Below are 12,661 nucleotides of genomic sequence, written 5' to 3'. Positions count from 1 at the left end.
TCATGCCTTCAATCCCGCATGTAAATCCTGCAAGCGACGCACGGTCTTTTCCGGACCGAACTTGAGCGCTTCGCAGATGGCTTCGCCAGCAGCAATGGTGGTGGTGCAGTAGATCTTGTGCTGCAAGGCATTACGACGAATGGAATAGGAGTCCGCGATCGACTGGCGACCTTCGGTGGTGTTGATGATCAGCGTGACTTCGTCATTCTTGATCATGTCGACCACGTGCGGACGGCCTTCCGTCACCTTGTTCACGCGACGTACTTTCAGGCCGGCAGCTTCGATCAGCTTGGCGGTCCCGGCGGTAGCCACGACTTCAAAGCCCAAGTTGATCAGATCACGGGCAACCCCTGCAACCAGTGGCTTGTCGTCATCACGCACGCTGATAAACGCAGTACCGCCGGTCGGAAGCACTTCACTGGCCCCCATCTGAGCCTTGGCGAACGCTTCACCGAAGGTATCGCCCACGCCCATCACTTCACCGGTGGACTTCATCTCCGGGCCCAGGATCGGGTCCACACCAGGGAATTTGGCGAATGGGAATACCGCCTCTTTCACGCTGTAGAAGTTTGGAATGATTTCCTTGGTGAAACCGATTTCCTTCAAGGTCTTACCGGCCATCACACGGGCCGCGATCATGGCCAGGGACACACCGATGCACTTGGAAACAAACGGCACGGTACGCGAAGCCCGCGGGTTGACTTCGATGACGTAGATGTCTTCGCCTTGCAGCGCCAACTGTACGTTCATCAGGCCGACCACACCCAACTCCAGAGCCATTTTCTTGACCTGCTCGCGCATCTCGTCCTGGATGTGCGCCGGCAGCGAGTACGGCGGCAGCGAGCATGCGGAGTCACCGGAGTGAACGCCCGCCTGTTCGATATGCTGCATGATTGCGCCGATCACCACGTCGGTACCATCGCAAACCGCATCCACGTCCATTTCGATAGCGCAGTTGAGGAAGTGGTCCAGCAGCACCGGGCTGTCGTTGGACACTTTCACCGCATCACGCAGGTAACGCTTGAGCTCGTCTTCTTCATAGACGATTTCCATCGCCCGCCCGCCCAGTACGTAGGACGGACGCACCACCAGCGGGTAGCCGATCTTGCTGGCAGCACGGATGGCTTCGTCTTCGCTGCGCACGGTAGCGTTTGGCGGTTGACGCAGGTTAAGGCGCTCAACCATCTGCTGGAAACGCTCACGGTCTTCGGCACGGTCGATAGCGTCCGGGCTGGTGCCGATGATCGGCACACCGGCGGCTTCGAGGGCACGCGCCAACTTCAGAGGAGTTTGGCCGCCGTACTGGACGATTACACCTTTGGGCTTTTCGACGCGACAGATTTCCAGGACGTCTTCCAGGGTTACCGGCTCGAAATACAGACGGTCGGAAGTGTCGTAGTCAGTGGAAACAGTTTCCGGGTTGCAGTTGACCATGATGGTCTCGTACCCGTCTTCACGCAGCGCAAGGGCGGCGTGTACACAGCAATAGTCGAACTCGATGCCCTGGCCGATACGGTTCGGGCCACCACCCAGGATGATGATTTTGTCGCGATCCGACGGCGCGGCTTCGCACTCTTCCTCGTAGGTGGAGTACATGTAGGCAGTGTCGGTGGCGAACTCGGCTGCGCAGGTATCAACGCGCTTGTAGACCGGGAAGATCTCCAACTTGTGGCGATGGGTGCGCAGGTTCTTCTCGGTTACACCCAGCAGCTTGGCCAGGCGCTGATCGGAGAAGCCTTTGCGCTTTAGACGGAACATCAAGTCGCGGTCGATAGACGACAGACCGAGGGTCTTGACCTTCTCTTCTTCCTTGATCAGATCTTCGATCTGCACAAGGAACCACGGGTCGATCATGTTCATGCCGAAGATATCTTCGACGCTCAGGCCGGCACGGAAGGCGTCAGCCACATACCAGATACGCTCGGCGCCCGGCACGGTCAGCTCGCGCTTGAGGATGCTCATGCTTTCCGGATTGCTCAGGTCGAGCTTCTCGTCCAGCCCGCAAACACCGACTTCCAGGCCACGCAGGGCTTTCTGCAGGGACTCCTGGAAAGTGCGACCGATCGCCATGACTTCACCGACAGACTTCATCTGGGTGGTCAGGCGCGCATCAGCCTTGGCGAACTTCTCGAAGGCAAAGCGCGGCAGCTTGGTCACGACGTAGTCGATAGACGGCTCGAAAGACGCCGGCATAGCGCCGCCCGTGATTTCGTTTTGCAGCTCGTCCAGGGTGTAACCGATCGCCAGCTTGGCAGCGATACGCGCAATCGGGAAACCGGTAGCTTTCGAAGCCAGTGCCGAAGAACGCGATACACGCGGGTTCATCTCGATCACGACCATGCGGCCTGTGTCCGGGCAGATACCGAACTGAACGTTGGAACCACCGGTTTCAACGCCGATCTCACGCAATACCGCCAACGAGGCGTTGCGCATGATCTGGTATTCCTTATCCGTCAGGGTCTGCGCCGGAGCAACAGTGATCGAGTCACCGGTGTGCACACCCATCGGGTCGAAGTTTTCGATGGAGCAAACGATGATGCAGTTGTCCTTCTTATCGCGGACAACCTCCATCTCATACTCTTTCCAGCCGATCAGGGATTCGTCGATCAACAGCTCTTTGGTCGGAGACAGGTCCAGGCCACGGGCACAGATTTCTTCGAACTCTTCACGGTTGTAAGCAATGCCACCACCGGTGCCACCCATGGTGAAGGACGGGCGGATGATGCATGGGAAGCCCAGCTTTTCGAGAACCGCGTTGGCCTCTTCCATGCTGTGGGCAATACCGGAGCGCGGGCAGTCAAGGCCGATGGACTTCATGGCCTTGTCGAAGCGCGAACGGTCTTCAGCCTTGTCGATGGTGTCGGCATTGGCACCGATCATCTCTACGCCGAACTTCTCCAGGACACCTTCGCGCTCCAGGTCCAGGGCGCAGTTCAACGCCGTCTGGCCACCCATGGTCGGCAGCAGCGCGTCCGGACGCTCTTTCTCGATGATCTTGGCCACGGTCTGCCACTTGATCGGTTCGATGTAGGTGGCGTCGGCCATGGCCGGGTCGGTCATGATCGTGGCCGGGTTGGAGTTCACCAGGATGACGCGGTAGCCCTCCTCGCGCAGGGCTTTACAGGCCTGGGCGCCGGAGTAGTCGAATTCGCAGGCCTGGCCGATCACGATCGGGCCAGCGCCGAGAATCAGGATGCTTTTTATGTCTGTACGTTTTGGCATGGGTTTGTCACTCAAATCCGCAGGTCAGTCGGCAAGCCGTCATGAACAATCTTTGAAAAGCCTGCGGGGGCCACCGAAGCTCGGGGCCGCCCGCAGGCCAGTCAGTCAGCGTCGCTTGGCCATCTCATTGATGAAACGGTCGAACAGCGGCGCTACGTCGTTCGGGCCCGGGCTGGCTTCAGGGTGGCCCTGGAAGCTGAACGCGCTCTTGTCGGTGCGCTCGATGCCCTGCAGGGAACCGTCGAACAGCGACTTGTGAATGGCGCGCACGTTGCTTGGCAAGGTGGCTTCATCTACCGCAAAACCGTGGTTCTGGCTGGTGATCATCACGATGCCGGTATCCAGGTCTTGTACCGGGTGGTTTGCACCATGGTGGCCGTGACCCATTTTCAGGGTCTTGGCGCCGGAGGCCAGGGCCAGCAACTGGTGGCCCAGGCAGATGCCGAATACCGGGATCTCGGTTTCCAGCACGTCCTTGATGGCCTGGATGGCGTAGTCGCATGGCTCGGGGTCACCCGGGCCGTTGGACAGGAACACACCATCGGGTTGCAGGGCGAGCACGTCGCTGGCCGGGGTCTGTGCCGGCACCACGGTCACGCGGCAACCGCGCTCGACCAGCATGCGCAGGATGTTGTACTTGACGCCATAGTCGTAGGCGACCACGTGGTAAGGCAAGTCGGCAGCATCGATGGTCGCATGGCTGTCAGTCTTCAAATCCCAGACAGTGGAGCGCCACTCGTACTTTTCTTTGACGCTGACGACTTTCGCCAGGTCCATGCCCTTCAGGCCAGGGAAACCTTGTGCTGCGGCAATCGCCGCCTCTTCGGAAATATTGTCACCGACCATGATGCAGCCGTTCTGCGAGCCTTTCTCACGCAGGATGCGCGTCAGGCGGCGCGTGTCGATACCGGCGATCGCCACAACATTGTTGGCTTTCAGGTAATCGGACAGCGACATCGTGTTACGCCAGTTGCTCGCAACCAGTGGCAGGTCACGAATTACCAGACCCGCCGACCAGACACGATCAGACTCGACGTCTTCCGGTGTAGTACCGGTGTTGCCGATGTGCGGATAGGTCAGGGTAACGATCTGTTGGGCGTAGGAAGGATCGGTAAGGATTTCCTGATAGCCGGTCATGGCAGTGTTAAACACTACCTCTCCAACGGTTTGACCGTCGGCTCCAATGGCTTCGCCGCGAAAAATGCTGCCATCAGCAAGGGCGAGTATGGCTGGCTTAGTCAAGAAGACCTCCCGTAAATAAAGCCTGAAAGGGCGATCGCAGGTTGTAAAAAAGCGGAGTGACGTATGGACACGTCACCCCGCTTCTTCACTGAATTATTCTGCGCGCTTTTAGTGGACACACTAAAGCTGTAGCTTACAGAAAAAGGCTTTTTTGGTCCACCGCTAATGAGCCTTAAAGGCAGGGGAATGCGACAGGACGTCGCTTAGCGGGTAAAAACGGGGCCTCAGGATAATCGTGGGCCCCAGTTTTAGCTACTGATTAGTGCAGATCCAGCACATCGCGCATGTCGTACAAGCCAGGCTCGCGCCCCTCCAACCAGAGCGCAGCACGTACCGCCCCCTTGGCAAACGTCATGCGACTGGAGGCCTTATGCGTGATCTCCAGGCGTTCGCCTTCGGTGGCGAACAGCACTGTGTGATCGCCCACTACATCACCACCGCGCACGGTCGCAAAGCCAATGGTGTCGCGCGCACGCTCACCTGTATGACCTTCGCGCCCGTACACAGCCACTTTCGACAGATCGCGACCCAACGCATCGGCTATGGCTTCACCCATGCGCAGTGCAGTACCGGAGGGCGCGTCGATCTTGTGACGGTGATGGGTCTCGATGATTTCGATATCCGCCTCATCACCCAGCACACGCGCCGCCAGATCCAGCAGTTTCAGCGACAGGTTCACACCCACGCTGAAGTTGGCGGCAAAGACGATAGGGATGTCCTTGCCCGCCTCCACCAGCAACTGCTTCTGCTCAGCACTCAAGCCTGTCGTGCCAATCACCATGGCTTTGCCCGCCTTGCGGCAGAACGCCAGGTTTTTCAGCATCACATCCGGCAAGGTGAAGTCGATCAATACATCGAACTCGTCAGCCACCTGCCCAAGACTGCCCGACAACGAAACACCGATGCGCCCCAAAGAAGCCAATTCACCGGCATCAGCACCGATCAACGTGCTGCCTGGGCGAACAATCGCCGCGGTCAGCCCAGAGGCCGGCGAACGCTGTTGCACCGCTTCGACCAGTGTCTTGCCCATGCGCCCGGCAGCGCCCATTACGGCTATACGTCGCATATCACTTCCTTACAGGTCGCCGAAGAAGCGCTTCACGCCATCGAAAAAGCCAGTGGTTTTCGGCGAGTGGGAATCGTCACCCTCCAGCGAACTACGGAACTCTTCGAGCAATTCGCGCTGACGACGCCCCAGGTTAACGGGAGTTTCCACCGCTACGCGGCACATCAGGTCGCCAGCAGCACCACCGCGTACCGGCGCAACGCCTTTACCACGAATGCGGAACTGCTTTCCGGTTTGAGTACCTTCAGGAATCTTGAGCTTGACCCTACCATCAAGGGTCGGAATTTCCAGCTCGCCACCCAAGGCTGCATCGACAAAGCTGATCGGCACTTCGCAGAACAAATGCTTGCCATCGCGCTGGAAGATCGAATGCTCGCGCACATTGATCACCACGTACAGATCGCCCGTCGGACCGCCTTGGGTACCCGCCTCGCCTTCGCCCGACAGGCGAATACGATCACCGGTATCCACACCTGCCGGCACTTTCACCGAGAGGGTCTTGTACTCTTCGACGCGGCCTTCGCCGTGGCAGGAGTCGCACGGATCAGAAATGATCTTGCCCTGACCATGGCAACGCGGGCAGGTTTGCTGCACCGAGAAGAAGCCCTGCTGCATGCGCACCTGACCGATACCACCACAGGTCGGGCAAGTAATCGGCGAGGAGCCTTTCTTCGCACCCGAACCGTCGCACGGCTTGCAATTGACCAGCGTCGGTACACGGATATTGACGCTGGTACCGCGTACGGCCTCTTCCAGGTTCAGTTCCAGGGTGTAGCGCAGGTCACTGCCACGCTGGGCACCGCCACGCTGACCACCGCGACCACCACCAAAGAAGTCGCTGAACACGTCGCCAAAAATATCGGAGAAGTTCTGGCCACCAAAACCGGCACCGCCGCCGCCCATGCTCGGGTCGACGCCGGCATGCCCATACTGGTCGTAAGCCGCACGCTTATTGGGATCACACAGGCATTCGTAGGCCTCGTTGGCCTCCTTGAACATCTCTTCGGATTCTTTGTTATCCGGATTACGGTCCGGGTGGTGCTTCATCGCCAGGCGGCGGTAGGCCTTTTTCAGGTCCGCCTCGCTGGCCCCGCGCTCCACACCCAATACTTCGTAATAGTCACGCTTTGCCATAAGTCTTTGCACTCTTAAGGACGTCCGGCCTGGCCCTCCTGAACCCTGCCAAACTCGTTGAGCCCCAATACAGGCCCGGACCCAACTCACGTCAATTCAACGATCCTGGTCATTACTGCTTTCAGCCAGGGACCCGGCCAAAAACGCGGTGATTGTCATTCGGAAAGCAGGAGCATTCCCGGTCACACCGCCAGCATCCGAGCGTTGTCGCATGCTGTAAAAATTCGCATACCCCAGACACGCCAACGCGGGAGCTAGCTCCCGCGCGGCGACATCCTACCAGTCACCGCTTGTCAGCGGTCAACCGGACAACCAACTTACTTGTTGTCTTTAACTTCTTCGAACTCGGCATCGACAACATCATCGTGCTTGGCTTCAGGCTCTGCTTGTTGCGCAGCACCGTCAGCCGGCTGAGCTTGTTCGGCGTACATTTTCTGAGCGACCGGCGCGGAGACTTTCGACAGTTCCTCAACCTTCGCCTCGATGGCGGCCTTGTCGTCGCCCTTGATGGCAGCTTCCAGGGCAACCACTGCTGCTTCGATTGCAGTTTTCTCTTCGGCAGTCACTTTGTCGCCAGCATCAGCGATCATCTTGCGGGTCGAGTGAACCAGCGCATCACCCTGGTTGCGAGCACCGGCTAACTCTTCGAACTTCTTGTCCGCTTCAGCATTGGTTTCGGCATCACGGATCATCTGTTGAATTTCTTCATCAGACAGGCCGGAGTTGGCCTTGATGGTGATTTTCTGCTCTTTGCCGGTAGCCTTGTCCTTCGCACCAACGTGCAGGATGCCGTTGGCGTCGATGTCGAAGGTCACTTCGATCTGTGGCACGCCACGTGGTGCTGGTGGAATCTCAGCCAGGTCGAACTTGCCCAGGGACTTGTTCTGGGCGGCTTGCTTACGCTCACCTTGCAGCACGTGAATGGTCACGGCGCCCTGGTTGTCATCAGCAGTCGAGAACACTTGGGATTTCTTGGTAGGAATCGTGGTGTTTTTCTCGATCAGCGCAGTCATCACGCCACCCATGGTTTCGATACCCAGGGTCAGCGGGCTTACGTCCAGCAGCAGTACGTCTTTCACGTCACCGGCCAATACCGCACCCTGGATAGCAGCACCCATGGCAACGGCTTCGTCAGGGTTGACGTCTTTACGCGCTTCTTTGCCGAAGAATTCGGTTACCAGCTTTTGCACCAAAGGCATACGGGTCTGGCCGCCAACCAGGATCACGTCGTTGATCGAGCCAACATCGATGCCGGAGTCTTTCAGCGCAATACGGCAAGGTTCGATAGTGCGCTGAACCAGGTCTTCAACCAGCGCTTCGAGCTTGGAGCGCGAGATCTTCACGTTCAAGTGCTTAGGACCGGTAGCGTCTGCAGTGATGTACGGCAGGTTGACGTCGGTCGACTGAGCGGAAGACAGCTCGATCTTGGCTTTCTCAGCGGCCTCTTTCAGGCGCTGCATGGCCAGCGGGTCACCCTTGAGGTTCATGCCGCTTTCTTTCTTGAATTCATCAACGAGGTAGTCGATCAGACGAATGTCAAAGTCTTCACCACCCAGGAAGGTATCGCCGTTGGTGGCCAACACTTCGAACTGGTGCTCGCCGTCAACTTCAGCGATCTCGATCACGGAAACGTCGAAGGTACCGCCACCCAGGTCATAAACGATCACAGTGTGATCGCCCTTGGCCTTGTCCATGCCGTAAGCCAGTGCGGCTGCGGTAGGTTCGTTGATGATGCGTTTTACGTCGAGGCCCGCGATGCGGCCGGCGTCTTTGGTTGCCTGGCGCTGGCTGTCGTTGAAGTAGGCCGGAACGGTGATCACCGCTTCAGTCACAGCTTCACCGAGGTAGTCTTCGGCAGTCTTCTTCATCTTTTTCAAGATTTCAGCCGAGATTTGCGGCGGCGACATTTTCTGGCCGTTTACTTCAACCCAGGCGTCACCGTTGTCGGCCTTGGCGATTTTGTAAGGCACCATCTTGATGTCTTTCTGTACAACTTCTTCGTCGAACTTACGACCGATCAGACGCTTTACCGCGTACAGGGTGTTATGCGGGTTAGTTACAGCCTGACGCTTGGCCGACTGGCCGACGAGGATTTCACCGTCGTTCGCGTAAGCAATGATCGACGGAGTGGTACGTGCGCCTTCGGCGTTTTCGATAACCTTTGCAACGCCGTTTTCCAGCACGGAGACGCAGGAGTTGGTGGTCCCCAGGTCAATACCGATAATTTTGCCCATGATTTACTCTCCCGAAACTTTAATTTTTTTGCCGCAGCAGTGGTGGCTAACCGCGGTAGTACTTAAACGCTTGACTTATAGATGGGGGCCTTGCGGCGGATTTCAAGCCTGCTCATCAATAGAAGGTGCAGGAGGTGCATCGGCGGCAGGAGCCTTGCTCACCACCACCATTGCCGGGCGCATCAAGCGACCGTTGAGTTGGTAGCCCTTCTGGAACACCTTCATCACGCTATTAGGCTCCAGGTCGTGACTTTCCTGCATGGCCATGGCCTGGTGGTGCTCAGCGTTGAAAGGCTCACCGCCTTGCGGATCGATAGCTTCCAGCTGATAACGCTTCAGGGTGTCCTGGAACATTTTCAGGGTCAGCTCGATGCCTTCGCGCATTGGGCGGATGTTTTCGTCGTCCGGGTTGGACAACTCAAGACCACGCTCCAGGCTGTCGATGATCGGCAACAGATCACCGGCGAATTTTTCCAGCGCGAATTTGTGAGCCTTCTCTACGTCCTGCTCGGCACGGCGGCGGACGTTCTGCAGATCGGCAGCAACACGCAAAGATTGATCCTGCGCAGCGGACAATTGCTCTTCGAGCACTTGCACGCGTGTCGCCAGCTCATCACCGGCAGCCGCGTTGGCGTCTGGAGTTTGCGTATCCTGCGTCTGTTCGTCAGCCATAGATCTCTCCTTTCAAAATCATGCGCGAACTCAACTCGCGCTTCTGTTCCGGTATATGGGGCCACAATTTCCAGGTTCAAGGGCGCAGGCGTTACCAAAAGTCTTTCGCATGCTCTGGATCATTTCCTGCGCCTTCATTCCGCATTGCGCTAAAAAAACGCATTGATCAAGCAAATCGAGCTAAGCATCAGGATTGTCAGCCCAGAACAAAACACTGTATAAATAACCAGACCTAAAGCCTGGGAGCGGCCGTCATGCTGGTGCACCTGTCTGTACACAACTACGCCATTGTTGAACACCTGGACCTTGAACTGGATCGCGGGATGAGCGTAATCACAGGCGAGACCGGCGCCGGCAAGTCGATCATGCTCGACGCTCTGGGCCTGACCCTCGGCGACCGCGCCGACAGTGGCGTAGTACGCCCTGGCTCTGACAAAGCCGATATCCTGGCCACCTTCGACCTTGCGGATATTCCTGAAGCCGAGGCATGGCTGGCCGAGCGTGACCTCAATAATGAAGGGCCCTGCATTCTGCGTCGGGTGATCACTGCCGAAGGGCGCTCCCGCGGCTATATCAACGGCACCCCTTGCCCCCTGGGCGACTTGAAAGCGCTGGGGGAGCTGCTTATTGATATCCACAGCCAGCATGAGCACCAATCCCTGCTGAAAACCGATACCCACCGCCGCCTGCTCGATGAATACGCCGGCGCCACCGATCTTGCCCGTCAAGTTCAACTCGCGGCCCAACGCTGGCGCCAGACGCGCCAGGAGCTGGAACGCCTCTCCAACTCCGGCGATGAACAACGTGCCCGCCACCAGTTGCTCAGCTATCAGCTGGAAGAGCTCGAAAGCCTGGGCCTGGGTGAGAACGAGCTGGAGCAGCTTGAGCAGGAACACAAGAACCTGACCAATGCCGAGACCCTGCTAGGTATATGCCGCCAGGTGGTCGAGCAATGCAGCGAGAGCGATTCCGGCAATGTACTCAACGCACTGACCGCCAGCCTCAATCGCCTGTCCAGTGTGAACAACGCTTCCGGTTCGCTGAGTGAAGCCACCACCCTGCTGACCAGCGCACAGATCCAGGTTGAGGAAGCGGTCGGCGAACTGAATCGTTTTCTGGACCATTTCGATGCCGATCCAGCGCGCCTGCAGGAAATAGAAGAGCGCCTGGATACTATCTATACCCTGGCACGCAAGCATCGAATCCAGCCCACTGAAGTCGCCGCCATGCAGCAGAAACTGCTGGATGAAATCGAGACGCTGAACGCGAACGACGAATCCATCGAGCGACTGGGCGAGGAACTCGCTTCGTTTGCCCGCCATTATCAAGAAAAGGCCCGGGAATTGAGCGACCTGCGCCAGCAAGCAGCCACCAGCCTGGCCAGCGCCGTTGAGCAAGAAATCCAGCGCCTGGGCATGCCGGGCGGGCGCTTCACCATCGAACTACGCGCAAACGCCAGTCACGAACTGCAACCCCATGGGCTGGAGCAAGTAGAACTGCTGGTCAGCGCCAACCCCGGGCAACCACTCAAGGCCCTGGCCAAAGTCGCGTCCGGCGGCGAGCTGTCGCGAATCAGCCTGGCGATCCAAGTGATTACCGCCCAAACCTCACGAGTGCCGACGCTGGTATTCGACGAGGTAGACGTTGGCATTGGCGGGCCGACCGCAGAGATTGTCGGCCAGTTGTTGCGTCGCCTAGGGGATCGCGGCCAAGTGCTTACGGTAACTCACTTGCCGCAAGTGGCCGCCCAGGGTCATCAGCATTTATTTGTGCACAAGGTGCGAGGCAATGACGCGACGCACACGGCCGTCTCCAAGCTGAACAAATCGGAGCGGGTAGAAGAGGTCGCGCGGATGCTCGGCGGTATCGACTTGACCAAGGAGTCCTTGGCTCACGCGAAAAAAATGGTCGTGGCGGCGAAGGCCTGAACTGATATTTCCCTTCTTATAGAAAGCACGAAGGCGACCCTGGGGTCGCCTTCAATCGTTTCACAGAGCAAATCTGCGTCGATTTTTACTTTTTCTTACGGATGTACAACACCAGATTATGATCGACCAAATCGAATCCATGCTCCTCAGCAATCTTATGCTGCAGCGCCTCGATTTCAGGACTGGTGAACTCGATAACCTCATTGGTATCCAGGTCAACCATGTGGTCATGGTGACCACCGTCGGCCAATTCGAACACCGCATGACCGCCGTCGAAATTATGACGAACCACCAGCCCTGCGGCTTCAAACTGGGTCAGCACACGGTAAACCGTGGCCAAGCCGACGTCCTCGTTAGACTCCATCAGCGCCTTGTAGACATCCTCGGCACTCATGTGGCGCTGCTCAGCAGAATCGAGCATTTGTAGAATCTTGACTCGTGGCAGAGTCACTTTGAGACCGGCTTTGCGTAGTTCGCTATTTTCAACCATGGTTAGCTTTCTCGCGGATGCTGCTTCGCAGCTTCTCTTAATACGGGTATGATCGGCGTTTACGTTGTCCCAGCCAAGATAGTGGAAGTCGCCCACCGATGCAAAACACCAAGCTCTTGCTAACCAGTTTCACCTTTGTGGGACTGCTCGCACTCGCCGGTTGTTCATTCCCCGGGGTTTACAAAATCGACATCCAGCAGGGCAATGTCGTCACGCAGGACATGATAGACCAGTTACGCCCGGGAATGACCCGACGGCAAGTACGGTTTATCATGGGCAACCCCCTGCTGACCGACACTTTCCATGCCGATCGCTGGGATTATCTCTATAGCCTCCAGCCAGGTGGCGGTGAACGCCAACAGGAGCGCGTCAGTGTCGTCTTCAACGGCAATGACCAGCTTGTCAGCCTGTCCGGTGACTTCATGCCCGGCGTGAGCCGCGATGAAGCGCTGCTGGGCAAAGACAGCGGCACCAACGTGACCGCACCTGTGCAGGAAGCTGAAAAGCCGAAATCCGAGGTGCCGGCCAAGCCAGGCTCGCTGCTGGACCAGATCCAGAAAGACGTCGACGGCGTGGAAACTGTTCCCGTCCCGACGCCACAACCTCTGGACACCGACCCGCAGTAATTTTGCGGCGCTCGATAAAAAGCCCGGCATGCCGGGCTTTTTGTTGT

The 12,661-nt window shown here is 57.8% G+C and carries 9 protein-coding genes; 2 read left to right on the top strand and 7 right to left on the bottom strand.

The window, feature by feature from the left end; translation table 11 throughout:
- The 6 genes from carB to grpE all read right to left on the bottom strand — a co-directional run bounded on the left by carB (position 1) and on the right by grpE (position 9,570).
- Entirely contained in the window at positions 1-3,222 is a 3,222-nt protein-coding gene (gene carB, locus QZR30_RS17660) for a carbamoyl-phosphate synthase large subunit (RefSeq protein WP_043048389.1), read from the bottom strand.
- Between the two features lie 105 nt (positions 3,223-3,327).
- Entirely contained in the window at positions 3,328-4,464 is a 1,137-nt protein-coding gene (gene carA, locus QZR30_RS17655) for a glutamine-hydrolyzing carbamoyl-phosphate synthase small subunit (RefSeq protein ID WP_059397698.1), read from the bottom strand.
- Positions 4,465-4,723: 259 nt separating this feature from the next.
- Positions 4,724-5,530 carry a 4-hydroxy-tetrahydrodipicolinate reductase gene (gene dapB, locus QZR30_RS17650; protein ID WP_046069554.1) on the bottom strand — a complete coding sequence of 269 codons (807 nt, stop codon included), beginning with the start codon at positions 5,528-5,530 and terminating at the stop codon, positions 4,724-4,726.
- Between the two features lie 9 nt (positions 5,531-5,539).
- Entirely contained in the window at positions 5,540-6,664 is a 1,125-nt protein-coding gene (gene dnaJ, locus QZR30_RS17645) for a molecular chaperone DnaJ (RefSeq protein WP_056845708.1), read from the bottom strand.
- Between the two features lie 317 nt (positions 6,665-6,981).
- Entirely contained in the window at positions 6,982-8,898 is a 1,917-nt protein-coding gene (dnaK, locus tag QZR30_RS17640) for a molecular chaperone DnaK (RefSeq protein ID WP_046069556.1), read from the bottom strand.
- A 102-nt stretch (positions 8,899-9,000) separates the two neighbouring features.
- Entirely contained in the window at positions 9,001-9,570 is a 570-nt protein-coding gene (gene grpE / locus QZR30_RS17635; RefSeq protein ID WP_056845709.1) for a nucleotide exchange factor GrpE, read from the bottom strand.
- Positions 9,571-9,824: 254 nt separating this feature from the next.
- On the opposite strand from grpE, the gene recN reads away from it, so the two are divergent.
- A complete protein-coding gene (gene recN / locus QZR30_RS17630) occupies positions 9,825-11,498 on the top strand; it encodes a DNA repair protein RecN (protein ID WP_046069558.1) in 1,674 nt (557 codons plus the stop codon).
- 85 nt (positions 11,499-11,583) lie between these two features.
- Here recN and fur read toward each other — a convergent pair whose 3' ends face one another.
- Complete coding sequence (gene fur, locus QZR30_RS17625; protein ID WP_003194220.1) at positions 11,584-11,988, bottom strand: ferric iron uptake transcriptional regulator; 405 nt, start codon at positions 11,986-11,988, stop codon at positions 11,584-11,586.
- A gap of 98 nt (positions 11,989-12,086) precedes the next feature.
- Here fur and QZR30_RS17620 point away from each other — a divergent pair, with 98 nt between their 5' ends.
- A complete protein-coding gene (locus QZR30_RS17620; RefSeq protein WP_043048396.1) occupies positions 12,087-12,614 on the top strand; it encodes an outer membrane protein assembly factor BamE in 528 nt (175 codons plus the stop codon).
- The last annotated feature ends 47 nt before the right edge of the window (positions 12,615-12,661 follow it).

Origin of the sequence: Pseudomonas sp. rhizo25 (assembly GCF_031931935.1) — a bacterium.
In the GTDB taxonomy this organism is placed as follows: domain Bacteria; phylum Pseudomonadota; class Gammaproteobacteria; order Pseudomonadales; family Pseudomonadaceae; genus Aquipseudomonas; species Aquipseudomonas synxantha.
Note: the sequence above shows the minus strand (reverse complement) of the source record. Positions and strands in the feature narration are given on the sequence as shown.

Excerpts from the sequence above, each read along its gene's own strand:
- carB (WP_043048389.1), bottom strand. The coding sequence starts at position 3,222 with ATGCCAAAACGTACAGACATAAAAAGCATCCTGATTCTCGGCGCTGGC.
- dapB (WP_046069554.1), bottom strand. The coding sequence starts at position 5,530 with ATGCGACGTATAGCCGTAATGGGCGCTGCCGGGCGCATGGGCAAGACA.
- dnaJ (WP_056845708.1), bottom strand. The coding sequence starts at position 6,664 with ATGGCAAAGCGTGACTATTACGAAGTATTGGGTGTGGAGCGCGGGGCC.
- dnaK (WP_046069556.1), bottom strand. The coding sequence starts at position 8,898 with ATGGGCAAAATTATCGGTATTGACCTGGGGACCACCAACTCCTGCGTC.
- grpE (WP_056845709.1), bottom strand. The coding sequence starts at position 9,570 with ATGGCTGACGAACAGACGCAGGATACGCAAACTCCAGACGCCAACGCG.
- recN (WP_046069558.1), top strand. The coding sequence starts at position 9,825 with ATGCTGGTGCACCTGTCTGTACACAACTACGCCATTGTTGAACACCTG.
- fur (WP_003194220.1), bottom strand. The coding sequence starts at position 11,988 with ATGGTTGAAAATAGCGAACTACGCAAAGCCGGTCTCAAAGTGACTCTG.
- QZR30_RS17620 (WP_043048396.1), top strand. The coding sequence starts at position 12,087 with ATGCAAAACACCAAGCTCTTGCTAACCAGTTTCACCTTTGTGGGACTG.